The organism is Elusimicrobiota bacterium (assembly GCA_016721625.1).
Lineage (GTDB): Bacteria > Elusimicrobiota > Elusimicrobia > FEN-1173 > FEN-1173 > JADKHR01.
Window position 1 is genome coordinate 2,732,629 of sequence record JADKHR010000001.1, and the last position, 25,437, is coordinate 2,758,065.

The following is a 25,437-nucleotide window of genomic DNA, read 5'->3' on the forward strand; positions in this document are numbered from 1 at the left end:
CGAGTGGAGCGGGTGGAAGTTCGCCCGGTCCGTCGGTCTCTTCGCCATCCCTTCGTCACTGCCCTCGGACAAAAAAGCCATTCGGACAACGTGGTCGTGGGCGTTACCCTCTCGGGCGGCCGGCGCGGCCTGGGCGAGGCGTCTTCCTCCTTGGCCATGCCGTGGCAAACGGGGCCTCTCCTGGCGGCCTCGATTCGTCGGCTCGGGCGGCGGTTTCGGGGACGCGACGTCCGCGACATCGAACGGGTGGTGGCGGAATCGTGGCGGGTCGAGGGGGACTGGCCCACGGCGGTGGGGGCCTTCGAAGCCGCGCTGTGGGACGCCTTGTCCCAAGCGGAGGGGATCCCTTTGTTCGCCCTGTGGGGCGGCGTCCAGCGGGAAATCGAAACGGTCCTTTCGATCTCCGCCGTCGCGCCGGAGGTCGTCGGAAAACGGGCCCGGGCGGCGGCTCGCGCCGGTTGGCGATTTCTCAAACTCAAGCTGAACGGCCACGAACCCCAGGCCCTCAACCGGGATCGGGTTCGCGCCGCCCGCCGGTCCGCGCCCCGGGCGCGCCTCTTGTTGGACCCCAACCAAAGTTATGACCCCAACGGTTTAGAACAACTTCTTCGGTGGGCTCGCGCCGACGGGATCGCCATCGAATTGATCGAGGAACCTTTTCCGAAAAGGGACTGGAAGGCGTTGGCGGAGGCCCGGGCGCGGGAGCTGGGGCCCCTCTTGGGAGATGAGTCCGTCCAAACCGCCGAGGACGCCAGGCGGGCCTGTCGGGGGGCGTTGCTTCGGGGACCCAACATCAAATTGGCCAAGAGCGGTTTGCTTCGGAGCCGGGCTATTCTGGACGTGTTCGACCGGGCGTTCAAAGGCCGGGTTCTGTCGATGATCGGGTGCATGGCGGAATCCCGCATCGGGTTGGCCGCCGCCGTCCATTTCGCGCTGGGCCTCGGGGGTTTTCAATACGCCGACCTGGACGCGGACCTGCTTTTGAAACCCACCGAAGCCCGTGGCGGCTACCTCCGCCGGGGCCCATGGATTTCTCTTCCGAAAAATCCGCCGCCCGGGCTGGGTCTTCGATGAGGTCCGGTTTTCCGCCGGCCCTTCTGGCGTTGGTTTTGCTGGGGCTCACCGCGGGGATCCTTGCGGCGCGGCGGCAGAAATCCCTCTCGTTTCTTTTCCGTTGGTTGCCCGTGCCGTTTTATTGTTATTTCCTGCCGACCTGTTTGGCGGCCGTGGGCCTCCTCCCGGCCGAAAGCGCGCTTTACGGCTGGGCGGCCCGGTTCCTTCTCCCGGTTTGCCTGGCCCTTCTTCTGATCAATGTGGATCTCCCCGGGTTGGCCGGGCTCGGTCGCCCGGCCCTCGTCGCCATGGCCTGGGGCGTGGGCGGGATTCTGGGCGGCATGGTGGCGGCGTATGGTCTCTTTCACCCTTGGCTTCCCCCGGAGGCTTGGAAATCCGTGGGGGCTCTGGCCGGAAGTTGGACGGGAGGGAGCGCCAATCTGATCGCCGTGAAAGAGGCGTTGGGGGCGCCCGAGAACGTGTTCTCTCCCGTGATCGTGGTGGACACGGTGTTCGCCTACAGCTGGATGGCTTTCCTGATTTGGCTGGCGGGGCGGCAGGAGATCATCGACCGCTGGAACCGCGTTCCAGCGGAGGGCCTGGTTCTTAAAAAACAGAAGGAAGACCACCGGGTTGTTCGCGGACGCCCCTGGCCCTGGGCGGGGGTGCCGGTCACGGCCCTGGCCCTGGCCGCGCTTTCCTTGGCCTTTGGGACCCTGGCGGGTCCCTCTTTGAGCCAAGCGGTGGGACGTCTTTTTCCGTCTCTGGGGAACAGCCTGAAGCCCGCCACCTGGACCGTCATCGCCGTAACGACGGCCAGTCTCGGGGCCGCGTTTTCGGGGCGGTTCCGGGCGGCGCCGGAGCGGACGGAGCGGATCGGAAACTTCCTTTTATTTTTCCTCTTGACGATTCTCGGTTCCCAGGCATCCTTTAAGGCGTTGGGGGAAGCGCCGGCCTTTCTGGCGGTGGGGGCGGCGGCCCTGTTGGTTCACGGGGCGGCCCTGGCGGTGGGCGCGCGCTGGTCGCGCCTTCCACTTTCGCTTCTGGCCACCGCCAGCCAGGCCTGTGTGGGCGGGGTGGTGTCCGCCCCCATGGTCGGGGCGGTCTACCGGCCGGCGTTGGCCGCCGTGGGGCTTTTGTTGGCGATATTTGGAAACGTCGTCGGAACGTATCTGGGGCTTCTGACGGCTCAGCTCTGCGCGGGTCTGGGAAATTGAGGCGAGGGCGGGGAAAATGACGAACCAAGAAAGGGTGATCAAAATGAAACGAACGTTTTGGGCGGGAATGGGGGTCTTCCTCCTCGGGCTCGGGGTGGCGCGCGGCGAAATGACGGGGTGGCAGGAGGAGGGCGACGAACTCCCTTCCGGGCCCCTGTCGACGGCGCCCGTCTCGGTGGCCCCGGTGGCGGGGACCACGGAACCCCCGGGGGCGCGGCCGCCGCTCATGATCGTGCATCCGCCGGAGGGAATGGCGATCCCGGCGGTCAAATCCTCTTTCGTCTACGGCTGGGCCGACCCCGCGGGAACCCTGACCGTGAACGGCCGCCCGGTGATGATCTATCCCGGGGGCGGTTGGCTGACGATGGTCCCCTACACGCCGGGTCCTTTCACCTTGCAGGCCGAACTCCGCTCGCCCACCACATCCTACGTGACGTTCCGCCGCGTGACGGTGGGGGGAGGTGGGGGGCCTTCGACGGTTTTCTCCCTTCTGCCGGTTCAGCCCGACCAGGATCTTCTGCTTCGGGCGGGGGAGACGGTGGTGGTTCAAGCCCAGGGGCCGCCGGGGTTGGAAGGGTCGTTCCAGTGGGAAGGTTCCAAGAAACGCTTCCCCCTGGGCGAATACGGTTCAAACGGTCGGGGAACCTATCGGGGTTTTTTCACCATTCCCGGCGACGGAAAATTGGAGAATGCATCGCTCCGAATCACGCTCCTGGATAAAAAGCGCGGGACCAAACAGAGCGCCAACGCCCCCGGGCGAGTCTCTCGGTTGGACCGGGGTTCGCCCTGGGTGGTGGAAGTGACCACCTCTCCGGCGATCCTTCGCGCCGGGCCGGGCCTGACCAAAGGGGACAAGGGTGGATACGTGATGTTTCCTCCCATGGGAACGCGCCTCCTGGTGACGGGCCGACGGGGGGGGGAACTTCGGGTGTCCCTTTCCGCCTCGAGAGAAGCGTGGATCGGCGTCGATGAGGTGAAAGACCTTCCGGAGACCGCGCTGGCGCCCCGCACCACCGTCACCGCGATCTCGGTGGAGACCGCCGGAAAGCACACCCAGGTCCGGGTATATTTCGGCACGAAGGTTCCCTTCGAGATCCGACCCTCCGAGGATGGGCGAACCATGGACGTCCTTTTTTTTGGAGCGGTGTCCAATACCGATTGGATCCACTACCACGATCCCCAGGGGGCCGTTCGGCGGGTGGAATGGTTTCAGGACGACACCGACACCTACCGTCTTCGGGTCCACCTTCATCCCGGCCGGTGGTGGGGCTACGACGCGCGGTTCGACAACGGTGGGTTTGTCTTGGAGCTTCGGCGTCCCCCGCCGAACGCCAAATCCCCCTCGTCCTTGGCGGGCCTCACGATCGCGGTGGACGCGGGCCATTCGGCGGACCGAGGCGCCATCGGGCCCACGGAACTATTGGAAAAAGACGCGAACCTGTCGATCGCGGCCTGCCTGGAGAAAAGGCTCAAACAAGCGGGCGCCGAGGTCGTGATGATCCGGAAGGGGGACGAAAACGTGGCTCTTTACGATCGGCCTAAACGGGCCTGGGAGGCGCGGGCGGACATCTTGATCAGCGTGCACAACAACGCCCTCCCCGAGGGAGCCGATCCCTTTGAGCGGAACGGGTACGGGGTTTACTATTTCCATCCCCAGAGTTTCGCGCTGGCCCAAAGGGTCCACGAAGCTTACGGCGAAAAGTTCGGCGGGAAAGGGAAAGGTTCCCGGTCCGCGGCTTTACGGGACGACGGTCTCCATTACGGTAACCTGGCCCTTCCCCGCACGGGCCAAATGCCCGCGGTGCTGACCGAGTCGGCCTACATGATCCTGCCGGAGGAAGAGGCCCTCCTCCGGACGGAAACTTTTCAGTGCGATTGCGCCGAAGCCATGTTTCGCGGGCTCACGCGGTTCGTGGAGGACACGCGGAAAAAAGACACCCCGTAGGGGTTTTACACCGCCTGGGTTTGGGCGGGCCGGCGTCGGCTGTCGAGTCGGCGGGAAAGAAGGTAAAGTGGGAACCCGACGGCGGCCACGGCGATTCCCAAGAGGGACTCCCGGGGTTGCTCCCAAATGCCGTTCACCGCGATGGCCACGTTGAGCGCGATGAAGAGGAGCGGGGTCCAGGGGTAAGCCCACACTGGATAGATCCCCGCCGGGACGCCCCCTTTCCGCCGAAAGAGGAACAGCGAGATCCCCGTTACCGCGAAGAATAAATAGATCACGACTTCCGTGTAGGTGACGATGGTGTCCAAGGTCCCGGTCCAAACCAGGACCAACGTGATCCCGGCGTTCCCGAGCATGGCCAGGATCGGGGTTTGGGTGATAGCCGACCGTCGGCCGAAAATCCGAAAAAGTCCGTGGTCCTCGCCCAAAGCCTCCAAGATCCGCCCCCCCGAGAGAATGTAGCCGTTCAACGCCCCGAAGGTGGAGATCATCACCATGGCGGCCACCACCCGTCCCACGGTCCCCGGGAAGAGGCGGTCCATGGCCCCGGCCGCCACGAGGTTCGTTTCCCGAAGGACGGGGAGCGGAAGATAATAAAGGTAGACCACGTTGACCAGCAGGTAGACGACCGTCACCGAGAGGAGCCCCCCGACGATGGCCCGAGGAAGATTTCGTTGCGGGTCCCGCACTTCCCCGGCCACGTAGGCCGCCTCGTACCAGCCGCCGTAGGTCCAGAGGACCGGGATGAGCGCCAGTCCCAGTTGGGAAATCCAGTTTCGGCCCGAACCCCAGAGGGGGGCGAAATGGGCCGTGTCTCCTTTTCCGGCGGCCAGGCCCACCGCGATGATGCCGAACAGCGCCAAAAGTTTCAACGCGGTAAAAACGTTTTGAATTCCTTTCCCGAACCGAAGTCCCAGGATGTTCAATCCGGTCAAAAGGAGGACGGCCGCCGTGGCCAGGGGCTTCACCGCGGACGGCTCCAGCCGGCCCACCTGGACCGCGTGTTCGGCGAAGACGTAAGCCAATATGGCCAAGGTCCCCGTGCGGCTGACGAACAGGCGCGTCCAACCGTAAACGAACCCCCAGGCCGGGCCGTAGGCCTCCGTCAAAAAAACATATTCTCCGCCGTTTTTTGGGAACCGCGTGGCCAATTCCGCCCAAACCAGCGCCCCGCAGAGGGACAGGAGCCCGCCGATCACCCAGGCCGCCGCGAAAAGGCCCACCGAGGAGGAACAACGCGCCACCGAGTCGGACAAACGAAAAATTCCCGCTCCGATGATACAGCCGACCACGAGGGCCGACGCGTCGAGGAGGTTTAACCGGGGGGCCGACTCTTTCGGGTTCATGCCGGGGAGCGTACCATTTCCGATTTCCCAATGGAACCGCCGATGACGGGAGGGTTGACAAAGAATTGTTTGTCTGTTAAGTTTACCAGACCATGGCAAACCCCCACCCCCACTCAGCTGGTCCAACGAACCCTGATCCCTTTCAACCGCCGCGCGTGAAGCGGAAAATCATCATCATCAAACGCGGCATGCAGATGAAGTTCGTCTTGCTGGTCTCTTCTTTCGTGGCGATCGCCATCACGGCCATCGGCATCGACTTCTATTACCACTTCGGCCGCGAGGTTCAGAATTTCATGGACCCAAGTTTGTACGAGCTCTTCCGCACCGACAGTTACGTTTTCTTGGTGAAACTCGCCCTCTACATGGTGGGCGTCACCATCTTCGCGGTTTTCGCCTCCCACAAGGTGGCCGGGCCCATTTATCGGTTCGAGCGGTCGGCCCGCACGGTGGGCTCCGGGGACCTCACCCACCGGGTGCGGCTTCGGGTGGGCGACGAGATGGAAGAGTTTCAGGACGAGTTCAACCTGATGGTCGAATCGATCCAACGGCTGGTCTCTCAAGATTCCCACGTGGCCATGCGCGTCTCGAAAACCATCGGGGAACTTCTCAACGACCGTCACGCGGGCCCTGAATTTCATCGCCGTTTGGAACAGGTAAAAGCCGATGTGGATCATCTCCACAAGGGCTTTAAAATTTAATCTCCTCTGACGTTTTGAACTCGTCGGCCGCGCTCCGTGAACCGGGCGCGGCCGATTTTTTTTCCCACCTCCTCCGCCGTCCACTGATCCCTCTCGTGCTTTTGGCGGGAGGGGCTTTCGCGGCCTTGTCTTTCTGGTCCCCTCCGAAGGCCCCGCCGGGCCCCCTTTTGGCCGCCTCAGGCCGACCGGCGGTTTTGGTGGGGCGCGTGGCCGGTTATCCTTCGGGGCGGCCGGGAGGCGACTTTTTTCCACTGCGGGTCCGTTGGGTCCGCTTGGCCGGGGCGCCGGCGTTTCGCGGGAGAGGGGAGGTCTCGGTGTTTCGGAAAAAACCGACGGAGGCCTTCGCCTGGGGCGATTCCGTTTCCGTTTGGGGGCCCCTCGTGTCGACGGAGGGGGGCCCGCGCGGGCCCGGCCGGGCCTTGGCGCGGATTTTCGTTCCGGAGGGGAGAAGCGCCCTCCTCGGGCGGGCTTCGCCATGGAACCCGATCCGCTGGGCCGCCGCGCTCCGGACCAGGTTCCACGAATCCTTCCAACGCCATTTGCCCGGGGTCTTGGGGGACCTCCTGTGCGGGGTCGTTCTTGGCGAGCGCCCTCCCGGCCTTTCGGAATTCGCGGAAGATTTTCGCCGGAGCGGGACCTATCACCTCCTCGTGGCTTCCGGGTCCAACGTGGGGTTTGCGTTGGGGGTGTGGTGGATTTTCTCGCGCTGGGTCCTGTGGTGGCCGCGCCGATGGACCCTCGTCACCGCGCCCTTGGCCGCTTTCCTCTACGCGTTCATGGCGGGGGGGGACGCCCCCGTTCTTCGGGCGGCGGTTATGGCGTCGGCCATTTCCGTGGGCGCGCTCCTGGGGCGCTGGGACCGTTTGGAACAACCGTTGTTCCTTTCGGCGGGAATTCTTTTGCTGTGGGACCCCTCTTCCCTCTTTAACGCGGGATTTCAAATGTCCTATGCCGCCACTCTCGCCATCGCCATGGTGTGGCGCGGGTCGGAGCCGGACACTCTGGAGACCCGTCCAGGCCCGCGTCACGGGGTGGCGCGGGTGGGCCGATGGCTTTTGGACCTCTTCGTGACCAGCCTGGCCGCTCAAATAGCGTTGGCGCCCCTTCTCCTCTATTACTTCGGCCGTTTTTCTTGGGTCGGTCTCGCCGCCAACATGCTGGCCGTCCCCCTGGCCGGCGTGTGTCTTTCGCTCGGGGTCGGGTTGGCGTTTTTGGACGGGTTCTGGCCCGCCGCCGCCGGTCTCTGGGCCGTCCCCACCCGGTGGGGTGCGGAATCGCTGACGGCGTAAGCGCGGCTATGCGCTCGGTGGCCAGGGGCGGAATGGCATCACACCCTGAACGGCCCCCAGGCTATGGCCCTGGCGGTGGGGATAACGGCAGGGTTCATCGCCCTCAAATTTAAGCGGCGCCGGTGGGCGGTCCTCCCCATCCTTTCCCTGGGGAGCCTGATCGTTGTTTCCGGGCTGGCGACGCCCGTCGGCCCGGAGGCTCTGGAACTGTCGTGGCGGGGAGGGAAGGCCCCCGGGGTTCGAATTCAAACGTCCGGTCGGTCCACCGTGATGGAAACCTCAACGGTTTTCCGCTCGATGGGGGATCCAGGCTCCGTCCGTCGGGTTCCATGGACATCCCACGGGTTCGACCTGGACCCGAGGTGGGTGGACGGTCGGGTGTGGACGGAGGGCGGCACCCGTTGGGAAGTGGTGCGCCCCGGCGGAAAAGACGGGTTCGCCTTTTGGTTGGAGCATGGGGGGACGAGCGCGTTCCTGAATTTCGGTCTGACCGCGCGTCAGCAAAAGGCCTGGCTCCTCGGCCCTCCGCGCGGAGCGGACCTTGTGTCTTGGTTCGGAGGGAAGGGCGGTCCCCCGACCGACCGGATGCTGGCGGTTTTGCGCCCGCGCTGGATCGTGACGCCGAGTTCCCGCGTGCCGCGGTCCGTGCGTCGGGCCGGGGTCGCGCTTTATCACCCCCGGGGCACCGACCTTCATTGGCGGGCCGAAGAATCCACCGCCGGGTTTAGACCACCTCCGCAAAATTGGTAGGATGTCTCCCATCATGGGTTTTTCTATCGGGGTGGATATTGTGGAGGTCAAACGCGTGGCGCGGCTGGTGAAGAACCCCCGCTTTGTCGATCGCGTTTTTTCCCCCCGGGAGGTGGCCTATTGCCGGGGAAAGAAGAATGCGGCCCAGCATTTCGCTGTCCGTTTTGCCGCGAAAGAGGCGGTGTATAAGGCGCTGGGCCGCCCGGGCGTGGCGCACAAAGAAATCTCGGTCAAAAACGACCCCACGGGTAAACCCCGCGTTGAGTTGGCCCAGCACCTGAAATCTTTTGAAAAGCGGGTGAGCCTCACCCTCTCGCACACCGCCGAATACGCCGTGGCGGTGGCGCTCTTTCAGCCCGTTCGGCGTTCCTCTAAAGGGTCCTGAGCGATGGCTCCTTCGGTGACGACGTTTCGTTCCTGGCTCCCGCCCCGGCGGCCCGACGCCCACAAAAATAATTTCGGTCACGTGCTCGTGCTCGGCGGTTCCAGGGGCCTGATGGGCGCGCCTCGCCTGGCCGCCTGGGGCGCCCTCCGGGGCGGAGCGGGCCTGGTCACCATGGCGGTGCCGGAATCTTTGGAGCCCATTGCGGCCGGGGGTCCTTGGGAGGCCATGACGCTTCCGCTTCCGGAAAAAAATGGAGTCCTGTCGGTTCGGGCCCTCCCGATGGTTCGGCGATGGATCGAGGCCCGGCGGGTGTCGGCCGTGGTTTTGGGCCCGGGTTTGGGGGGCGGGGCGGGGGTCACCGCCTTTGTGCGCGGCTTTCTCGCCACCCTCTCCGTCCCGACGGTGTTGGACGCCGACGGGTTGAACGCGCTGGCGCGCGGCGGGTTCCGATGGATCGCGGCTCCCTGGATCCTCACGCCCCACGCCGGGGAAATGGCGCGATTGCTCGGGACCTCGGCCTCCGAGGTTCAAAAAGACCGGCGCGGTTCGGCCCTCTCGGCGGCCCGTCGATTCAAAGCCGTGGTGGTCTTGAAAGGCCGCGGGACTCTCGTCACCGACGGCGATCGGGAATTTAAGAATTCCACGGGCAACCCGGGAATGGCCACCGGTGGCACGGGCGACGTTCTGGGCGGTCTCACGGCCGCGCTCCTGGGCCAGGTGTCGGCCAAAGACGTTCCCGAACGCCTTTGGCGCGCCGCCGTTTTGGGCGCCCATCTCCACGGTTTGGCCGGCGACCTGGCCGGCGCGAAAACAGGCCGGGTTTCGCTCATTGCGGGCGATGTGGCCGCCCACCTCCCCCTGGCCTTCCGCCGGACCTTCTCCGTCTGAAAAGAGGGAGGATATTCCCCTCCGGTCATCGTTTCGAATTGGATTTTTCCCAGGAGCGGGGGGGCCGAAACAGACCTCCCCCAGCCCCCTCCTAGAGAAGGAGGGGGAACCAAGCGGAAGGAACTCGAGTTGGCTTGTGAATGGGATTCCCTCCGACGACTTGGTCTCTCTGGAGGGGAGGCCCATGGACCCGCGCGGTTTCTCTTAATTTTGTAGAATAACACATCCTTCATGCGCCGACCTTGCCTTCTCCGCCCCCGATCGTGAACGACCGAGAGACGCTGGCCATCGCCGTTTCTCTCCGACGTAGAATTCACCAGTGTCCGGAACTGGGCGGTCGTGAATTTGAGACGACGGCTCATGTGGCCCGCGCGCTGAGGCGCGGAGGGATCCCCTTTAAAGCGCACCGACCGACGGGGCTGGTGGCCCGCCTCGAAAATGGGTCCGGCCCCTGCGTGGCTTTGCGGGCGGACCTGGACGCTTTGCCACTGACCGAAATCCCAGCCCTTCCCTTTCGCTCCCGCCGCCCCGGCGTCATGCACGCTTGCGGGCACGATGCCCACACGGCCATGATGGCGGCGGCCGCCCTTCGGCTGAAGGCCGAGGGGCTGGGCGAGCGGGGCACCGTCAAATTTTTGTTTCAACCGGACGAAGAGGGGTCGGGCGGAGCGCGGCAACTCCTTCGGCAGGGGGCCTTCAAGTCTCCCTCGGTGGACTCGGTGTTCGGTCTTCATGTGAACCCGCGGCTTCCCGCCGGCACCATCGGACTTCGCCCCGGGCCTCTCATGGCGGCGGTGGATCGGTTCACGTTGACGGTGACGGGGCAGGGGGGCCACGGCGCCTACCCCCACGAAGGGCGGGACGCCATCGCTATCGCGGCGCAGATCATCTCTTCGCTTCAATTGATCGTGTCCCGCCGGGTGGATCCCGTGGAGCCCGCGGTTCTGACCGTGGGAACGATCCATGGCGGAGAACGGTTCAATATTTTGGCTTCAACGGTGACGCTCACGGGAACGGTGCGGACCCTGTCGGACGACCTGCACGCCCGCCTGCCGCGCCTCATCCATGAGGTGGCCGACGGCGTGGCGCGCGCCCACGGGGCCCGCGTGGACCTAACCTACGAGATGTTGGGCCGCCCGGTGGTCAACGATCCGCGCATGACCGCGCTGGCTCGCCGCGCCGCCGTGGACGCGGTGGGAGAACGGCGCGTGGTGGATTTGGACGGGCCCTCCATGGGCGGGGAAGACTTTTCGGAGTATCTTTATCGGGCGCCCGGGTGTTTCGCTTACCTCGGCACGGGCGCCGGCCCGTTGACCCGCCGCCCCTGGCACCATCCGTCCTTCGTTTTGCACGAACCCTCTATGTTGTCGGGCGTTAAGTTTTTAATGGCGGTGGCGCGCCGGGCCTTGAACGAAAAAGCGTGACGGGGGGAACGGTATGGCGGGAGCGGCGGCCGGGGATCCACCTTTCGCTTTCATGGGGCGCGTGAGCCGAAAAGCCGTCGGCACGGTGGGGTCTTTGGGCGAGTGGGGGTTTTTGGCGCGGCTTCTGCCGAAGCTGTCCAAGGGACTTTCGGGTCGGGTGGCGTTGGGACCGGGGGACGACGCGGCCCTTGTCCGGGTGGGCCGGGAAACGTGGGCCTTGACGACGGACATGCTGGTGGAGGGGGTTCATTTTCGGAAGGAATGGACCACGGGCGAAAATTTAGGGCACAAGACCCTGGCCGTCAATTTGTCGGATCTGGCCGCCATGGGGGACGTGGCGCCTGCCGTGGGCGTTCTCTCGGCGGGGATGCCGCCGAAGACGCCGGTCCGGTTTATCGAGGGGTTTTACCGGGGCTTTGCGCGGTTGGCTCGGGAGCACGGGTTCGAGCTGGTGGGCGGGGACACGGTTCGTTCGGATCGGCTGGTCTTCTCTCTGGCCGCCTTCGGCCGGGTGCGGGGACTGGTTTTTAAACGGTCCGGCGCTCGCGTCGGGGACGCTCTGATGGTGACGGGAACCCTGGGGGACGCGGCCGCGGGGTTGATCCTTCTGGAAAAGGGGGGGCGGCGCCGGGACTCTTTTCTCGTCCAGCGCCTCCTGCGCCCGGAACCGCGGCTGGCATGGGCCCGGCGGCTGGCGGGGACCGGGGGCGTGACGGCGGGAATGGATTCCTCCGACGGTTTTTGGCGGAGCGTGAAGGTCCTCGGGGAATCTTCGCGCGTGGGCGCCGAGGTGTGGGCGGACCGGTTGCCGGTCTCCCCCTCGCTTCGGACCTGGGCGAAGGGTCGGGCCGAAGATTTTGCGCTGGTGGGCGGAGAGGACTACGAGTTGGTTTTTACCGCGCGGCCCGAGGCCGTGCGCCGAATTGAGAGTTTTGGTTTTGCCCGCGAAGTGGGAAGAATCCTTCCCTCTCGCCGGGGATTCACCGCGTTGCACGACGGACGCAAACGGGAGGTTCCCTCTGGCTTCGAGCATTTTAACGGTTAAGAAAACCCCGGCGCTTTCCCGGGAGACAGGGAGCGAGGCCGAAACCATGGCCTTCGCCCGTGAGTTGGGCGGCCATTTGAAGCCCGGCGATTGGGTGGCGCTCATGGGGGAATTGGGGAGCGGCAAGACGGCTTTTGTTAAAGGTTTGGCCGAGGCTCTGCATTTGGAGGGTGTGCCGCGGAGTCCCACCTTTTCCATTGTCCAGGTCCACCGCCCCAAACGGGGAGGGATCGCCCTTCGACACGTGGACCTCTATCGGCTCGCCCCGATGGAAATCCCCGCTCTCGAGTGGGAGGAGCTTCACCAGGATACGGGCGTTACCGTCGTGGAATGGGCGGAGAAGTGCCAATACCTATGGCCTTCCCAATGCCTTCCGATCCGACTGACCCACGAAGGTCAGGACGCACGGCTTATCGAACTCTACATCTACGGCGCTCGCTCGGAAGAACTCGTGCGGCGGCTGAAAGGCGCAAAATGAAAATCCTCGGCATAGAAACCACCGGCGTTCACTTGGGGGGATGTCTCTGGGAAGATTTCCGCATCCGCTCGGAGAAGTCTTTTTCGGACGGCGTCTCTCACAGCCAACGGCTGATGCCGGCTTTGGACGACATATTCAAGAAGGTGTCCTTCGGTCCCCAGGATCTGGACGCCCTGGCGGTGGACGTGGGCCCCGGCCGGTTCACGGGGATCCGGCTGGGCGTCTCCGCCGCGCGGACACTGGCTCAAACGCTCGAGAAGCCCCTGGTGGAAATGACGAGCCTGGAGGTTTTAGCGGCGGAAGGGTCCGGCTGGCAAACGGGGAAATCCTTCGTTTGGAATTTCAAGGAGGACATGCTGTGCGTTCTTCTGGACGCGCTCCGGGGCGACGTCTACATGGCGGTCTGGCGGTTTCATAAGTTGACGGAAAAAAGCCGCCGGGGGATCCCTTCCGGCCGGTCCTACCACACCTTCAGCCATCACTTCAAATTGGTCCACGCCCCCACGTTGTTCCCGTTCGACCGTTTCCTTCATTTCTTCCAAAACTGTTTTCAGACTCAAAGTCTCCTGTTCCTCGGGTCCGCGGCCAGCCGGTATAAGAAGGAGCTGTCCAAAGCCTTTGGCCGCCGCGCTCGTTTCCGCCCGGACGTGATGGAACCCAAACCCTTCTGGGTGGCCGCCCTGGGGTCCGAGAAGTTCTTCCGCCGCGAAGTCAAATCCTTCGCCCAGGTCCGCCCCCTCTACCTCCGCCCCTCCTACGCCGAAGAAGCCGCCGCCAAAGCCGCCCGCCCGTAAAACGATCCCGGGGCCGGTCCACAAGACAAACCGCTACCTAACTCCTAGAAAACAAAATAGTTTAAAAGTTTAGGAAGTCCCCTTCCTTCCACAGGCCGACCTGACCGCTGACGGGCCCGCACGGCGGGCCCTTTTCCTCCCATCAGGTCGGCGCGGTCAGGCGTTCAAGTCCCCTGTTGGTTATTCTCTCTCATGTCCAGCGTGCGCGGGGGGCTTGTCTTCCAGGCCGGCCTGACCGCTGACGGGCCCGCGCGGCGGGCCCTTTTCCTCCCATCAGGTCGGCGCGGTCAGGCGTTCAAGTCCCCTGTTGGTTATTCTCTCTCATGTCCAGCGTGCGCGGGGGGGGACTTGAACCCCCACGCCTCTCGGCTTACGCACCTCAAGCGTACGCGTCTGCCAATTTCGCCACCCGCGCACGCTGGACACGAAAAAAAAAGAATCTATTTCTTTGCGGGGACCGCCGCCTTTTCAACGGCGGGTGCCGTCTCGGGCTTGACCGGGGCCACGGGGGCCGCGGCGGGCGAAGAGATGGGCGCCGGAATGGAGAATTCCCGGGTGACGCTCCGCACGCCCCGTTTGGAGCCCAGGTAAGTGAGGAGAAGAGACGAGATGAAAAAGGCCACGGCGAAGCCGGTGGTGACTTTGCGGATGAACTGAGAACCGGAGGGCGCCGAGAAAACGGCGTCGCTCCCGCCTCCCCCGAAAATTCCCGAAAACCCCGCGCCTTTCCCGGACTGCAACAGGACCGCCAGGATCACCAACAGGCAGGCCACCACGTGGACGGAAAGCAAAACGCTGTATAACATGAAGTCTCCTCTAGTTGAGCGCGGTCACGCCGGGGAGTTCCTTGCCTTCAAGGAATTCCAGGGACGCGCCGCCGCCCGTCGAAATGTGTGAAATTTTGTCGGCCAGGCCCGTGGATTGGACGGCGGCCACGCTGTCGCCCCCGCCCACCACCACGGTGGCGCCCTTCGTTGCCGCGTCGGCGGCTAGTTTCGCCACTTCCCGGGTGCCCCGGGCGTAACGATCCACTTCAAAGATGCCCATGGGGCCGTTCCAGAAAATGGTTTTGGCCGAGGACAACGGCAGGGTCAAGCTCTGGATGGTTTTTGTCCCGATGTCCACGCCGATGGCGCCGGCGGGGATGGCTTGGTCGGCGGTTTCCCGGGCCGTTTCCGGTTTGTCGATGGCGTCCACCACGGTGTGGTCCCGAGGAAGGATGATGTTGACGTTCAGCTTGGCCGCTTTTTCCATGAGAGTTTTGGCCAGGTCCAATTTGTCCTTCTCCACCAGCGAATTGCCCACCAAAATGTTTTTTGCGAGCAGGAAGGTGTAGGCCATGGCTCCACCGATCACCAGGGTGTCCACCCGGTCGATGAGTTTGTCCAAAACCTCGATTTTGTCGGACACCTTGGCCCCGCCGACCACGGCGACAAAGGGTTTAACAGGGTGATCCTTCACTCGGCCCAGGTACTCCAATTCTTTCAGTAACAAAAACCCCGCCGCGCTGGGCAAAAGTTTGGGCACGCCGGCGGTGCTGGCGTGGGCCCGATGAACGGCGCCAAAGGCGTCTTGAACGAACAGCTCGCCCAATCCGGCTAAAGATTTGGCAAAGGCCGGGTCGTTTTTTTCCTCTTCCGCGTGAAAGCGCAGGTTTTCCAAAAGGAGGACGTCGCCGTCTTTCAGGTTTTTGACCGCAGCCTCCGCCGCGGGGCCCACGCAGTCCGGGGTGAAGGCCACGGGTTTCTTCAAAAGCTGGGACAGGTGCTGGGCCACGGGGGCCAGGCTGTATTTCGGGTTCGGAGCGCCTTTGGGGCGGCCCAGGTGGGCCATCAGGATCACCCGCGCGCCGTTTTGGATCAGGTGGTTGACCGTAGGGAGTGAGCCTCGCACGCGGGTGTCGTCCGTGACGACGCCCTTTTCCATGGGGACGTTGTAATCGACGCGCACCAAGACGCGCTTGCCTTTGACGTTTAAATCCTTGACCGACTTAAGAGGTTTCATAAAGGGGCTCCTCATCGAGAACCACAGCGAGAGTTCGACATGGTACTATTTCCCAACGGTAATTGTAAAGGCGGGCGCGAAGGCCCCAGGGAACGCTGACGCAAAGTCCTGTTGGAAGAAATCATCTTGACGAAAAGGTCGCCCCATAAATGGGGCAGCTACAAAAGGCATGGCCTGTCGGTTTCAGCGGGCGGTTCAAGGGGCACGCCGGAACAAAGTCCATTGAGGTGCTAAATTTTGAATCTTGACGGAAATGTCATATATTATGTAATATACCTACTAGAGAGTAAGATATCCGTTTTTCAGGAGCTGGTTTATGCGCGTCACCGCCATGCAGGAGTATGGGCTTCGTTGCATGCTTCAGCTTGCCGCCCACAAAGAACCGTCCCCTCTGCCCGTGCGGGAAGTGGCCCGACGGGAACGGCTGACGCCCGTCTATGTTGAGAAAATTCTTGTGAATTTACGGCGGGCGGGGCTCGTCAAGAGTCTTCGGGGGGTGAACGGGGGTTACCTTTTGGCGATGAGCCCGAAAGACGTTTCCGTGGCGGGCGTTCTCTCGGCCCTGGGCCAGGTGGATTTGGGGAAAGATCTTTGCCGACGGTTCACGGGAAACTCGAATGCTTGCGTGCACGCGGGGGGCTGTTCGATTCGCCCCGTCTGGGGGCTCTTGACCCGCTACATCTACGGGTTTTTGGAAAAGATCACGCTGGCCCAGCTCCTTCAGGAAGAGGCCCAGGTGACGGGCGATATTAACAAAATCGGCGCCAAAGAGCCCCATTTGCTTGGGGCGAAGGCTTAACCATGACCGCTCCCCTCTTTGAAATAAAAGATTTGCACGTTTCCGTGGAAGGGAAAAAAATCCTCCACGGTTTGAGCCTTTTGGTTCGCGCCGGAGAAGTTCACGCCATCATGGGCCCCAACGGGTCCGGCAAAAGCACGCTTTCCTACGCCGTTTTGGGGCATCCTCGATACGCCATTGAATCAGGCGATATTTTGCTGAACGGGGAGAGCCTCCTGCCGCTCAAGACCAACGAACGCGCCATCAAAGGCCTCTTCCTGGGGTTCCAATATCCCGTGGCGGTTCCGGGCGTGAGCGTGGTGAACTTCCTTCGCACGGCCATGAAAAACCGGCGGGGGAAGGACGTGCCTCTCAAAGAATTCAAAAAAGAATTAAAAGAAAACATGAAGGCTCTCCAGATGGACACCGCCTTCGCGAATCGTTATTTGAACGAAGGGTTTTCGGGCGGAGAGAAAAAGCGGCTGGAGATTCTCCAAATGGCCCTTCTTCAGCCGTTGATGGCCATACTGGACGAAACAGATTCGGGCTTGGACATCGACGCTCTGAAGATTGTTTCCGAAGGAATCAACCGCTTGTCGGCGCCTACCCGTGGAATGCTGTTGATCACCCACTACCAGCGCCTGCTCGGCTACGTCAAGCCCCATTTCGTCCATGTCCTGGCCGGAGGGCGGATCGTTCGGTCCGGCGGGCCGGAACTGGCGTTGGAACTGGAAAGCAAGGGCTACGAGGGAGTCGCCGGCGGCTCCTTGGCCGCGTCCCACGCGTAACGCCGGGTCATCCGGCGGCTGTCAGCGGTAAACCAAGAGGAATCCCATGACGACAAAACCCGACCTCAAGTCGCTCGGTCAAGAATACCAGTATGGTTTTCACGACTCCATGGAAAACTACACTTTCCAATCGGGCCGGGGGCTCACGCGTGAAATCGTGGAGAGCATTTCCTCCATGAAAAAGGAGCCGCAGTGGATGCGGGATTTTCGGCTGGACGCCCTCGCCACCTTCCTGAAAAAACCCATGCCGACCTGGGCCAACTCGGACCTCCTTTCCAAGATCGATTTCGACAACATTCACTACTACATGAAACCCACGGACAAACAAAGCCGCACCTGGGAAGAAGTTCCGGAGGGAATCAAAAATACGTTCGACCGATTGGGCATTCCGGAGGCGGAGCGGAAGTTTTTAGCCGGGGTCACCGCGCAGTATGAGTCCGAGGTGGTTTACCATTCGCTTCGCGCGGACCTGGAAAAGTTGGGCGTCCTTTTCCTCGGGATGGACGATGGTCTTAAACAATTCCCCGAGATCGTGAAGAAATATTTCGCCACGGTCATCCCCACCGCCGACAACAAATTCTCCGCCCTCAATTCCGCGGTTTGGTCCGGCGGTTCGTTTATTTATGTGCCCAAGGGCGTCAACGTGCCGATTCCTCTCCAGGCTTATTTCCGGATCAATTCGGAAAACATGGGGCAATTCGAGCGCACGCTGATCGTTGCCGATGAAGGGTCTTTCGTCCACTACATCGAGGGGTGCACCGCCCCGACCTATTCCTCCAACTCGCTTCACTCCGCGGTGGTGGAACTGATCGCCCTCCCGGGCGCCAAGATTCGCTACACCACGATCCAAAACTGGTCGAAGAACGTCTATAATCTCGTGACGAAACGCGCCATGGCCCATCGGAACGCCACCGTGGAATGGATCGACGGAAATTTGGGGAGCCTCCTGACCATGAAATACCCCGCCATTTACCTGGTGGGGGAAGGGGCCCGGGGGGAAGTGTTGTCGGTGGCGTTTTCCGGAAAAGACCAACACCAGGACGCGGGCTCCAAAATCGTCCATGTGGCGCCCAACACCACGAGCGTGGTGACGTCCAAATCCATTTCCAAGGACGGCGGGCGGTCCAGTTACCGGGGGTTGGTGAAGGTCCATCGCGGGGCCACGGGGTGCAAGTCCAATGTTCGGTGCGACGCGCTTATTCTGGATGACACGTCCCGCTCCGACACCTATCCCACCATTGAAATTGATGAGGAAGACGTGTCCATGGGCCACGAGGCCACCGTTTCCAAAATCGGCGAGGAACAGCTTTTTTATCTTCAGAGCCGGGGCTTGAGCGAACACGAGGCAACGCTCATGATCGTGAACGGATTTTTCGAACCGTTCACCAAGGAACTTCCCATGGAATACGCGGTGGAGCTCAACCGGCTGTTGGAGATGGAAATGGAGGGATCCGTTGGCTGAGGGAAAGACCATGACGGAAACGCTTCCGGCCGCCTCGGGGTTTTCGCGGGAGGTGTTGGCGGGTCTCGCGGCAGGGAGGCGGGAGCCCTCCGACCTCGCGCCGGTTCGCCATCGCGCCTGGGAGTTCTTTGACCAGTTTCCATGGCCGACCAAGGAAGATGAAGCTTGGCGGCGCACGGATCTTTCGAGGCTTCACCCGGACCGCTTCACGCCGATGGCGGCCACCGAGGGCCCTTCGCTCAATTTGCCTTCGGCCTTCGAGGGGTTTGTTTCCCCGGAGGAGGCGCTGACCCTGTGGGGCCCGTCGGGAGTGTTTCGGCGGGTGCCGCCCGCCATGGAAGAGAAGGGCGTCGTCTTCATGGATTTGACCGAAGCCCTTCGCCGATTTCCGGACCTGGTGTGGCCCCATTTGGGCCGCGTTCTTTCCCCGGAGAGCGGCAAGTTTCCCCGCGCTCTCCATGGCGTTTTGGAGCCGGGGCCTTTTCGTCTATGTTCCCAAAGATGTGGACGCGGGGGTTGTTCTGCGGGGCGGATACGCGCCGCGTTTGGCGGATGGCCAGGCCGTGGTGACCCGGACGCTGGTGGTGGCCGAACCCGGCGCCCGCCTCACGTTTATGGAGGATTACGCGGCGGAGGGCCCGGAGGGGGAAGGCGCCGCCCTGGCGGTGGGCGGGGTGGAATTGGTCTTGGGGGAAAACTCCCAGGTCACCTACGTGAACCTTCAGCGCCAAGGCCGAAGCGTCAACCATTTTCTTTGTCAAAGCGCCCAGTTGGCCCGTGACGCGCGTTTAACCACGCTGGCGCCGGCTCTGGGCGGGGGCCTCTCGCGAGCCGATTTTGGGTCGATCCTTCAGGGGGCGGGAGCGGCGGCGAATTTGTACGGCCTGGTGTTTGGCGACGGGAAACAGCGTTTCACCCACCACACGCGCCAGGAGCATCAAGCGCCGCGCACGTCCAGCGATCTTTTGTTTAAATCGGCTCTGATGGACGAAGCCCGTTCGATCTTCACGGGTTTGATTCGGATTGAAAAAACGGCCGTCAAGAGCGAGGCCTACCAAGCGTCCAAGAACATCCTGCTTTCCAGAAACGCCCGGGCCAACGCGATTCCGATGCTTGAAATTTTAACCGACGATGTGAAATGCGGACACGGGGCGGCCGTCGGCGGTTTGGACGATGACCAACGATTTTATCTGATGAGCCGGGGCCTGGGCCGCCGCGAGGCGGAGCAGGCCATGGTGGAAGGTTTCTTCGAGGACGTTCTTCAGCGGGTGCCGGTGCCGGCCTTGCACGAACGGTTGAGGTCCGCCATCGACGAAAAACTGGCTCGGGAGAAATAAAATGAACGCCAACGGCCGCGTACCATCGCCTTTCGATCCCGCCGCCATCCGCCGGGATTTCCCCATTCTTTCCCGCCGGGTGCATGGGAAACCCTTGGTTTACCTAGACAACGCCGCCACGACTCAAAAACCCATGTCGGTCATTATGTCCATGACGGCCTATTACGAACGCACCAACGCCAACGTGCATCGGGGCGTTCACACCCTCTCCCAGGAGGCCACGTCGCTCATGGAAGAGTCCCGGGCCCGGGTGGCCCGTTTCATCGGGGCCGAGGATCCGGCCACGGTGATTTTCACCCGGAACGCCACGGAGTCCATCAACCTTGTGGCCTGGGCCTGGGGGCGGCGAACGCTGAAGGCCGGGGACGAAATTTTGTTGACGGAGATGGAACACCATTCCAACCTCATCCCCTGGCAGATGGTGGCCCGGGAGACCGGCGCGGTTCTGCGGTTCATCCCTGTGACGGGTCGGGACGGTTTTTTGGATCTGGACCTCCTCCCCAAACTTTTGACGTCTCGCACCAAGATTCTGGCCGTCACCCACATGTCCAACGCCCTCGGGACCTTGAACCCCGTGGAAGAACTGGTCCGGCGCGCGCGGGCCCAGGGGGCTCTGGTTTTGGTGGACGGGGCCCAATCGGCGCCGCACTTGCCCGTGGACGTGAAAAAATTGGGGTGCGACTTCTTCGCTTTTTCGGCCCACAAGATGCTGGGCCCCACGGGGTTGGGCGTTCTCTGGGGACGGCGGGAGCTTTTGGAATCCATGGACCCTTTTATGGGCGGGGGGGACATGATCAAGGAGGTGTGGACCGACCACGCCACCTGGAACGACCTGCCCTACAAATTTGAGGCCGGCACGCCCAACATCACGGGCGCTATCGCCTTCGGCGCGGCCATCGATTACCTGGAACGCATCGGCATGGCCCAGGTCCGCGCCCATGAGATCGATCTCACCCGTTACGCCCTCCAACGCCTCAAGGAACGGTTTCCGGACATCTTTCTCTATGGTCCAGCGGACCCGGCCCAACGGGGCGGCGTGGTGAGCTTTGAACTTCCAGGGATTCACGCCCACGACGTGGGGACCATTTTGGACCGGGAGGGTGTGGCGATCCGTGCCGGGCACCATTGTTGTCAGGTTTTGATGCGGAAATTCGGGATCTCCGGAACGGCCCGCGCCAGTTTCTACCTCTACAACACGCGGGAGGAAGTGGATTCTCTCGTGAAGGCTTTGGAAGAGGTGGAACGCCTTTTTAAAGTGGGAACCCGATGACGGACGATTTATACCGTGAAATCATTCTCGACCACTACCGCCATCCCCGGAACATGGGGAAACTCGCCACCCCGGATATCTGCGTTCACGGGGTCAACCCGCTCTGCGGAGACGCCATCGAGCTGACTTTCCTTGTGCGGAACGGGCGGATCGATGACATTAAAATGGAGGGCAACGGCTGTTCGATTTCCCAATCGTCCGCCTCCATGATGACGGAGGCTTTGAAAGGTAAAAGCTTGAGCGAGTCCGCCAGCCTGACGTCCGCCTTCAAAAAGATGATGCTGGACAATGCTCCGGCGGATCAACTTCCGGAGGATTTGGAGGAGTTGGCCGCCCTGGAAGGGGTTCGCAAATATCCCGTGCGTATCAAATGCGCTTTGCTGGCCTGGAACACGCTCTTGGAAGGGCTGAAGGAATACGAAGGTAAAAAGGGCGCGGCTTAATCGCCGCCGGAGGTCCTATGTCGGTAACGGTGGAACAAGTGCGCGGGGTCTTGAAAACAATTTTTGATCCGGAGATCCATTTGAGCATCGCGGATCTGGGGTTGATCTACGGAGTCGAGGTCGCGCCGGACGGAAAGGGGAAAGACAACGTGACAGTCCGCATGACCCTCACCACACCGGCTTGCCCCTACGGTCCCGCCCTCCTCAGCAAAGTCCACGCGGACCTGGCCGCTGTTCCCGGGGTTTCAGACGTTAAAGTGGACCTCGTGTGGATCCCGCCGTGGGATCCCCGCACCATGGCTTCCGACGAAGCCAAACTCCAAATGGGTCTTTTTGAACTGAATGACGAGGACGACGAGGACCAACCCGAACCGGCCCCCTCTTCTTCCAAATCAACAAAGTAAGGTATAATGGCGGCCTGCGGTTGCTCTTGTTGGTGCAGGACGCCGCAACTAGAAGGAATCAAAGCGGGCGTAGTTCAGTTGGTAGAACGTCTCGTTGCCAACGAGAAGGTCGTCGGTTCGAACCCGATCGCCCGCTCCATCTTTAAATAAAAGACCCCGGCCTTTTCGGCGGGGTCTTTTGTTTTATGGCATCAAGAAAAACCGAGCGGCGGGTTATTTTCCTTCGGCGCGGCGGGCGATGGTTCGCAACATGCCGCCGAAGATCCAGGCGTGGGCGGGGAAGAGCGCGTACCAATAGGCCAGCCCCCAAAGGCCCAGGGGATCGAAGATCGCGGTTTGGTGGATTTCCGAACCTCCGGGGATGGGTTTGACTTGGAATTCCAGCCAGGCGCGACCGGGGAGTTTCATTTCCGCTCGTAGACGAAGCCGTCGGCCGGGTTCGACGGCTTCCACGCGCCAATAGTCCAAGGCGTCCCCCACGCGAAGGTCTTCGGGATCCCGCCGGCCTCGCCGGGGGCCCACACCCCCCACGAGGGCGTCCATCCACCCCCGTAATTGCCAGAGCGGGTTTAGAAAATACCAGCCGTTTCGCCCACCGATCCGCCGGATCGGGACGAAGGCCTGGTCGGGGGTGGCGGAGGTTTTCGCCACCCGATGGTCCACGATTCGGCTCCCCCAGGGGGCGTCCCGCCAGGCGCGTTCGTTGGCTTGGGACGACACGGCGTCCGCCCAGCGGGTCATGTTGAAGTGCCGTTCTTCGCCCAGGAGAACCCGCGAGAGGGCTTCGGCCACGCCGATGGGCCGAATGGGAAAATCCCGGCGGGCGCTGTCCTCCTGCACCACGGTGGCGTAACGGATGCTCTCCACGAGCTTTCGGCCGATGCGGGCATACACGGGAGCGACCAGGTTCAACCAGATGCCGGAAAGGCGCGGGGTCAAAACGGGCACCGGAATCATCCACCGTCGAAGTCCCCGTTGGCGGGCGTACTCGTGCATCAGGTTTCCGTAGGACATCACGTCCGCCCCCCCGATCTCGTAGATTCGGCTTTCCGTGATAGGGATTTCCAGGCTTTGAAGCAGGTACGCCAGAACATCGTCGATGAAGATCGGTTGGGCGTTGATCCGGACCCAGCGAGGGGTCACCATGAGGGGAAGCCTTTCCACTAAACTTCGAATGATCTCAAAAGAAAGGCTTCCGGACCCCAGGATGATGGAAGCTTGAAACTCGATGGTGGGAACCCCGGATTCGCGCAGGATGCGCCCCACCTCCTGGCGGCTTCGAAGATGTTGGGACAGGACGGATTCCCCGTGAGGACAGAGGCCTCCCAGGTAGATGATCCGCCGAACTCCCGCCGCTTGGGCGGCCCGGGCGAACACCCCCGCCAGGCGTCGATCCTCGCTTTCGAAATCCACCGGCGAGCTCATGGCGTGAACGAGATAATAGGCCGCGTCCACGCCCCGCATGGCCTGGACCAAGACCGTATAATCCGAAAGGTCGCTGGCGATGATTTCCGTCCCCGGGCCCACCCGGCCTTGAAGCAGGTTCACCCTTCGAGCGAGGCACTTGACCCGGTGCCCCGCGTTTTCAAGGTCCAGGAGCAGGCGACCTCCCACGTAGCCGGTGGCACCGGTCAATAAAATGGTTTGGGATGGACTCATGGACGTTGGGACTCCTCCTGGAACGGCCTTCAGTTTACAAAATCAAAACGCCTCTCATTTTTGTAGAATCGTTGGGTTCAAGAAAGTCGTTTTTCCGTAGGTTGGTCCTGGGCCCCCTGTCGCGGACCGTGGGCCATCGTTGCATCGAAAGGAGCCTTTTATGAATCGATCGTTCACTCTCTCTGCCGCTGTTATTCTATCGGTGGTTCTGGGCGGTTGCGTCACCACCTCCCGCTACAAGAAATTGGATTCCGCCAAGACGGCGCTCCAAGCGCAGGCGGACGGTTTGGCCGCGGAAAACGCGAGGTTGAAGGAGGACGTTCAAAAACTGAACGCCGACCAGGAGGCGCTCAAAGCCCAGACCGCCGATCGGGAAGCCCGCTACAATGATCTCGTGGGCCAACTTTCCTCCGAAGTGGCGCAGGGACAGTTGCAGGTGACGAAATACAAGGACATGCTCACGGTGGATGTGGCTGAAAAGATCTTTTTCGCCTCAGGGAGCGCCAAACTTAAAAAAGACGGGGAGGCCGTTCTTAAGAAAGTCGGGGTGGCACTGGCTCAGTTTCCGGACAAGACCATCCGGGTCGTGGGGCACACCGATAACGTGCCGGTGGCCGCGGGGTCCCCCTTCGCCAGCAACTAGGAACTGTCCGTTCTACGGGCGACCACGGTGGTTCGCTTTCTTCAAGATCAGGCTCAGTTGCCCCCGGATCGCTTGATTGCCTCCGGCCGAGGAGCATTCCAGCCCGTGGCTCCGAACGATACGCCGGAGGGGAGGCAGAAGAACCGGCGCATTGAAATCATGCTTCTGGACAAGTCCGTGGTGGACGGCGTCGACAAGACGGACGTGAAGAAATAGAAATTTAAATTCCCCCACTCCTTTCGGGGTTAGCGAGGGGTGGGCGAAAAATGATAAAATCCGCCCCCGGGCCTTCGGCGGGAACGTAGGGCCTTGTATTGGTTGTTGCCGGGGAGTACGCGAAAGAGGAAACAGTCGAACAGTAACCAGGGCCTTCGGCGGGAACGTAGGGCCTTGTATTGATTGTTGCCGGGGAGTACGCGAAAGAGGAAACAGTCGAACAGTAACCAGGGCCTTCGGCCCGTCCTTGACGCGTGCCGAATGGCACGCAGGACCCCATAGCTCAACTGGATAGAGCGTCTGCCTACGGAGCAGAAGGTTGTAGGTTCAAGTCCTACTGGGGTCGGATTTGATGAATCCCGACGGATCTTTGCGGATCCGTCGGGATTTTTTTTAGGGGTTGACGCGAAGCGGTTTCTGTGTTAAACTGATAATGAAAATCAATCTCAATATGGATCCTCTCCTCCTTCTTCGTCAAGAGATTAAGACGCGGCCTTCGGGATACCTCCCAGCGGGGAGGGGATTCTTCGTTTTTGGAGGGCGCCAAACGGCACCTGACGTTGGAGGAGATTTACGAAGGGTTAAAGAAGGCTCAAACGGGGATCGGGCGGGCGACGGTGTTTCGAACCGTTAAACTGTTGGAGGAAATCGGATTGGTGACCCGCGTGACCTTTGCGGACGGGCTTCCGCATTACGAATATTCCCATGGCCGGCGTCATCACGATCACATGATTTGCGTGGATTGCGGGGAGGCCTTGGAGTTTTCCAGCCCGGCCATTGAGCGTCTTCAGATCCAGGCGGCGGAGTCGCGGGGGTTTGAACTGCTTTGGCATCGGCACGAAATGTTCGGGCGATGCGCGGGATGTTCGAAAAAAATCGATGGAAAGGGAAAATGAAGATTTGGCGGAGGGCCCTCTGGATCGTGGCGCTGGCATCCCCTGTTTTGGCGAATCGTCCGGTTTCTGTGGAGGGCGTCATGTCCGAATTGGCCGACAAGCAGCATCGCGTGGGGGTTCTATTAAACCGGGGGCCCCAGGGAAGCGAATTGGCGGCGCAGTTGGAAGCCTTGGACATGCTCTTTCGGACTGGAAGGTCTTTACGATGGGGTCTACGATGGTGAT

Annotated in this window: 28 protein-coding genes and 3 tRNA genes; 25 read left to right on the plus strand and 6 right to left on the minus strand. The window is 62.1% G+C overall.

Translation table 11 applies throughout. The annotated features are described in order from the left end of the window. Positions 1–12: 12 nt before the first annotated feature. The 3 genes from IPP35_11975 to IPP35_11985 are packed head-to-tail and all read left to right on the plus strand — an operon-like array spanning position 13 to position 4,215. Complete coding sequence (locus IPP35_11975; protein MBL0059789.1) at positions 13–1,074, plus strand: hypothetical protein; 1,062 nt, start codon at positions 13–15, stop codon at positions 1,072–1,074. After that, positions 1,071–2,270, plus strand: a complete 1,200-nt coding sequence (locus IPP35_11980) for a DUF819 family protein (protein MBL0059790.1) — start codon at positions 1,071–1,073, stop codon at positions 2,268–2,270. Before IPP35_11975 ends, IPP35_11980 begins: the two co-directional genes overlap by 4 nt. 43 nt (positions 2,271–2,313) lie before the next feature. Further along, positions 2,314–4,215: an N-acetylmuramoyl-L-alanine amidase gene (locus IPP35_11985; protein MBL0059791.1), complete on the plus strand. Its 1,902-nt coding sequence runs from the start codon at positions 2,314–2,316 to the stop codon at positions 4,213–4,215. 5 nt (positions 4,216–4,220) lie between these two features. Here the strand turns inward: IPP35_11985 and IPP35_11990 are convergent, their stop codons facing one another. Continuing rightward, a complete protein-coding gene (locus IPP35_11990) occupies positions 4,221–5,561 on the minus strand; it encodes an amino acid permease (protein MBL0059792.1) in 1,341 nt (446 codons plus the stop codon). Positions 5,562–5,716: 155 nt separating this feature from the next. On the opposite strand from IPP35_11990, the gene IPP35_11995 reads away from it, so the two are divergent. The 9 genes from IPP35_11995 (at position 5,717) to tsaB (ending at position 13,312) form a co-directional block, all read left to right on the plus strand. Continuing rightward, the gene (locus IPP35_11995; protein ID MBL0059793.1) at positions 5,717–6,259 is read left to right on the plus strand and encodes a methyl-accepting chemotaxis protein; all 543 of its coding nucleotides are present in this window, start codon (positions 5,717–5,719) and stop codon (positions 6,257–6,259) included. Positions 6,260–6,273: 14 nt separating this feature from the next. Then, complete coding sequence (locus IPP35_12000) at positions 6,274–7,548, plus strand: ComEC/Rec2 family competence protein (protein ID MBL0059794.1); 1,275 nt, start codon at positions 6,274–6,276, stop codon at positions 7,546–7,548. 63 nt (positions 7,549–7,611) lie between these two features. After that, a complete protein-coding gene (locus IPP35_12005) occupies positions 7,612–8,298 on the plus strand; it encodes a hypothetical protein (protein ID MBL0059795.1) in 687 nt (228 codons plus the stop codon). Between the two features lie 13 nt (positions 8,299–8,311). After that, on the plus strand, positions 8,312–8,683 hold the full coding sequence (gene acpS, locus IPP35_12010; protein MBL0059796.1) for a holo-ACP synthase: 372 nt from the start codon (positions 8,312–8,314) through the stop codon (positions 8,681–8,683). Between the two features lie 3 nt (positions 8,684–8,686). Continuing rightward, positions 8,687–9,571, plus strand: coding sequence for an NAD(P)H-hydrate dehydratase (locus tag IPP35_12015; GenBank protein ID MBL0059797.1), 885 nt, complete (start codon positions 8,687–8,689; stop codon positions 9,569–9,571). Positions 9,572–9,813: 242 nt separating this feature from the next. Further along, on the plus strand, positions 9,814–10,995 hold the full coding sequence (locus tag IPP35_12020; GenBank protein ID MBL0059798.1) for an amidohydrolase: 1,182 nt from the start codon (positions 9,814–9,816) through the stop codon (positions 10,993–10,995). A 13-nt stretch (positions 10,996–11,008) separates the two neighbouring features. Next, on the plus strand, positions 11,009–12,040 hold the full coding sequence (thiL, locus tag IPP35_12025; protein ID MBL0059799.1) for a thiamine-phosphate kinase: 1,032 nt from the start codon (positions 11,009–11,011) through the stop codon (positions 12,038–12,040). Between the two features lie 46 nt (positions 12,041–12,086). Further along, positions 12,087–12,518 (plus strand): tRNA (adenosine(37)-N6)-threonylcarbamoyltransferase complex ATPase subunit type 1 TsaE, encoded by a 432-nt coding sequence (gene tsaE, locus IPP35_12030; protein MBL0059800.1) that lies wholly within the window; start codon positions 12,087–12,089, stop codon positions 12,516–12,518. Continuing rightward, positions 12,515–13,312 (plus strand): tRNA (adenosine(37)-N6)-threonylcarbamoyltransferase complex dimerization subunit type 1 TsaB, encoded by a 798-nt coding sequence (gene tsaB, locus IPP35_12035; GenBank protein ID MBL0059801.1) that lies wholly within the window; start codon positions 12,515–12,517, stop codon positions 13,310–13,312. Before tsaE ends, tsaB begins: the two co-directional genes overlap by 4 nt. A gap of 333 nt (positions 13,313–13,645) precedes the next feature. Here the strand turns inward: tsaB and IPP35_12040 are convergent. The 3 genes from IPP35_12040 to IPP35_12050 all read right to left on the minus strand — a co-directional run bounded on the left by IPP35_12040 (position 13,646) and on the right by IPP35_12050 (position 15,316). Further along, positions 13,646–13,727 (minus strand) — tRNA-Leu (locus IPP35_12040). A gap of 25 nt (positions 13,728–13,752) precedes the next feature. Continuing rightward, positions 13,753–14,118 carry a preprotein translocase subunit SecG gene (gene secG / locus IPP35_12045; protein MBL0059802.1) on the minus strand — a complete coding sequence of 122 codons (366 nt, stop codon included), beginning with the start codon at positions 14,116–14,118 and terminating at the stop codon, positions 13,753–13,755. Positions 14,119–14,128: 10 nt separating this feature from the next. Next, complete coding sequence (locus IPP35_12050; GenBank protein MBL0059803.1) at positions 14,129–15,316, minus strand: phosphoglycerate kinase; 1,188 nt, start codon at positions 15,314–15,316, stop codon at positions 14,129–14,131. A 316-nt stretch (positions 15,317–15,632) separates the two neighbouring features. On the opposite strand from IPP35_12050, the gene IPP35_12055 reads away from it, so the two are divergent. Genes IPP35_12055 through sufB form a run of 3 tightly spaced genes read left to right on the plus strand, consistent with a single transcriptional unit; the run spans position 15,633 to position 18,344 of the window. After that, entirely contained in the window at positions 15,633–16,115 is a 483-nt protein-coding gene (locus IPP35_12055) for an Rrf2 family transcriptional regulator (protein ID MBL0059804.1), read from the plus strand. 2 nt (positions 16,116–16,117) lie between these two features. Next, complete coding sequence (gene sufC / locus IPP35_12060) at positions 16,118–16,882, plus strand: Fe-S cluster assembly ATPase SufC (GenBank protein MBL0059805.1); 765 nt, start codon at positions 16,118–16,120, stop codon at positions 16,880–16,882. Positions 16,883–16,928: 46 nt separating this feature from the next. Then, positions 16,929–18,344, plus strand: a complete 1,416-nt coding sequence (gene sufB, locus IPP35_12065; GenBank protein ID MBL0059806.1) for a Fe-S cluster assembly protein SufB — start codon at positions 16,929–16,931, stop codon at positions 18,342–18,344. A 192-nt stretch (positions 18,345–18,536) separates the two neighbouring features. On the opposite strand, the gene IPP35_12070 is transcribed toward sufB, so the two are convergent. Continuing rightward, entirely contained in the window at positions 18,537–18,704 is a 168-nt protein-coding gene (locus IPP35_12070; protein ID MBL0059807.1) for a hypothetical protein, read from the minus strand. Between the two features lie 98 nt (positions 18,705–18,802). Here IPP35_12070 and sufD point away from each other — a divergent pair, with 98 nt between their 5' ends. From sufD to IPP35_12095, 5 genes are all read left to right on the plus strand, one after another. Next, a complete protein-coding gene (sufD, locus tag IPP35_12075; GenBank protein ID MBL0059808.1) occupies positions 18,803–19,681 on the plus strand; it encodes a Fe-S cluster assembly protein SufD in 879 nt (292 codons plus the stop codon). Between the two features lies 1 nt (position 19,682). After that, the gene (locus tag IPP35_12080; GenBank protein ID MBL0059809.1) at positions 19,683–20,951 is read left to right on the plus strand and encodes a cysteine desulfurase; all 1,269 of its coding nucleotides are present in this window, start codon (positions 19,683–19,685) and stop codon (positions 20,949–20,951) included. Continuing rightward, entirely contained in the window at positions 20,948–21,394 is a 447-nt protein-coding gene (locus IPP35_12085; protein MBL0059810.1) for an SUF system NifU family Fe-S cluster assembly protein, read from the plus strand. The genes IPP35_12080 and IPP35_12085 overlap by 4 nt, the downstream gene beginning before the upstream one ends. Before the next feature lie 17 nt (positions 21,395–21,411). After that, positions 21,412–21,798 (plus strand): DUF59 domain-containing protein, encoded by a 387-nt coding sequence (locus IPP35_12090; GenBank protein ID MBL0059811.1) that lies wholly within the window; start codon positions 21,412–21,414, stop codon positions 21,796–21,798. Between the two features lie 63 nt (positions 21,799–21,861). Beyond that, positions 21,862–21,937: transfer RNA gene (locus tag IPP35_12095), tRNA-Gly, on the plus strand. A 74-nt stretch (positions 21,938–22,011) separates the two neighbouring features. Here IPP35_12095 and IPP35_12100 read toward each other — a convergent pair. Beyond that, positions 22,012–23,457, minus strand: a complete 1,446-nt coding sequence (locus tag IPP35_12100; GenBank protein ID MBL0059812.1) for an SDR family oxidoreductase — start codon at positions 23,455–23,457, stop codon at positions 22,012–22,014. A 160-nt stretch (positions 23,458–23,617) separates the two neighbouring features. Between IPP35_12100 and IPP35_12105 the strand changes: the two genes are divergently transcribed. The 5 genes from IPP35_12105 (at position 23,618) to IPP35_12125 (ending at position 25,436) form a co-directional block, all read left to right on the plus strand. Further along, positions 23,618–24,100: a hypothetical protein gene (locus IPP35_12105; protein MBL0059813.1), complete on the plus strand. Its 483-nt coding sequence runs from the start codon at positions 23,618–23,620 to the stop codon at positions 24,098–24,100. A gap of 27 nt (positions 24,101–24,127) precedes the next feature. After that, entirely contained in the window at positions 24,128–24,316 is a 189-nt protein-coding gene (locus IPP35_12110; GenBank protein MBL0059814.1) for a hypothetical protein, read from the plus strand. Positions 24,317–24,588: 272 nt separating this feature from the next. Next, a tRNA-Arg gene (locus tag IPP35_12115) sits at positions 24,589–24,662 on the plus strand. A gap of 97 nt (positions 24,663–24,759) precedes the next feature. Continuing rightward, positions 24,760–25,212, plus strand: coding sequence for a transcriptional repressor (locus tag IPP35_12120; GenBank protein ID MBL0059815.1), 453 nt, complete (start codon positions 24,760–24,762; stop codon positions 25,210–25,212). Further along, complete coding sequence (locus tag IPP35_12125; protein ID MBL0059816.1) at positions 25,209–25,436, plus strand: hypothetical protein; 228 nt, start codon at positions 25,209–25,211, stop codon at positions 25,434–25,436. Before IPP35_12120 ends, IPP35_12125 begins: the two co-directional genes overlap by 4 nt. The last annotated feature ends 1 nt before the right edge of the window (position 25,437 follow it).

Coding starts and splice junctions, on each gene's coding strand:
- IPP35_12005 (MBL0059795.1), top strand. CDS start 7,612: ATGGCCCTGGCGGTGGGGATAACGGCAGGGTTCATCGCCCTCAAATTT.
- thiL (MBL0059799.1), top strand. CDS start 11,009: ATGGCGGGAGCGGCGGCCGGGGATCCACCTTTCGCTTTCATGGGGCGC.
- IPP35_11990 (MBL0059792.1), bottom strand. CDS start 5,561: ATGAACCCGAAAGAGTCGGCCCCCCGGTTAAACCTCCTCGACGCGTCG.
- secG (MBL0059802.1), bottom strand. CDS start 14,118: ATGTTATACAGCGTTTTGCTTTCCGTCCACGTGGTGGCCTGCCTGTTG.
- tsaE (MBL0059800.1), top strand. CDS start 12,087: ATGGCCTTCGCCCGTGAGTTGGGCGGCCATTTGAAGCCCGGCGATTGG.
- IPP35_12100 (MBL0059812.1), bottom strand. CDS start 23,457: ATGAGTCCATCCCAAACCATTTTATTGACCGGTGCCACCGGCTACGTG.
- IPP35_12085 (MBL0059810.1), top strand. CDS start 20,948: ATGACGGACGATTTATACCGTGAAATCATTCTCGACCACTACCGCCAT.
- IPP35_12055 (MBL0059804.1), top strand. CDS start 15,633: ATGCGCGTCACCGCCATGCAGGAGTATGGGCTTCGTTGCATGCTTCAG.
- acpS (MBL0059796.1), top strand. CDS start 8,312: ATGGGTTTTTCTATCGGGGTGGATATTGTGGAGGTCAAACGCGTGGCG.
- tsaB (MBL0059801.1), top strand. CDS start 12,515: ATGAAAATCCTCGGCATAGAAACCACCGGCGTTCACTTGGGGGGATGT.
- IPP35_12080 (MBL0059809.1), top strand. CDS start 19,683: ATGAACGCCAACGGCCGCGTACCATCGCCTTTCGATCCCGCCGCCATC.
- IPP35_12090 (MBL0059811.1), top strand. CDS start 21,412: ATGTCGGTAACGGTGGAACAAGTGCGCGGGGTCTTGAAAACAATTTTT.
- IPP35_11980 (MBL0059790.1), top strand. CDS start 1,071: ATGAGGTCCGGTTTTCCGCCGGCCCTTCTGGCGTTGGTTTTGCTGGGG.
- IPP35_12105 (MBL0059813.1), top strand. CDS start 23,618: ATGAATCGATCGTTCACTCTCTCTGCCGCTGTTATTCTATCGGTGGTT.
- IPP35_12050 (MBL0059803.1), bottom strand. CDS start 15,316: ATGAAACCTCTTAAGTCGGTCAAGGATTTAAACGTCAAAGGCAAGCGC.
- sufB (MBL0059806.1), top strand. CDS start 16,929: ATGACGACAAAACCCGACCTCAAGTCGCTCGGTCAAGAATACCAGTAT.
- IPP35_12070 (MBL0059807.1), bottom strand. CDS start 18,704: ATGAAGACGACGCCCTTCTCTTCCATGGCGGGCGGCACCCGCCGAAAC.
- sufC (MBL0059805.1), top strand. CDS start 16,118: ATGACCGCTCCCCTCTTTGAAATAAAAGATTTGCACGTTTCCGTGGAA.
- IPP35_11985 (MBL0059791.1), top strand. CDS start 2,314: ATGAAACGAACGTTTTGGGCGGGAATGGGGGTCTTCCTCCTCGGGCTC.
- IPP35_12125 (MBL0059816.1), top strand. CDS start 25,209: ATGAAGATTTGGCGGAGGGCCCTCTGGATCGTGGCGCTGGCATCCCCT.
- sufD (MBL0059808.1), top strand. CDS start 18,803: ATGGCGTTTTGGAGCCGGGGCCTTTTCGTCTATGTTCCCAAAGATGTG.
- IPP35_12015 (MBL0059797.1), top strand. CDS start 8,687: ATGGCTCCTTCGGTGACGACGTTTCGTTCCTGGCTCCCGCCCCGGCGG.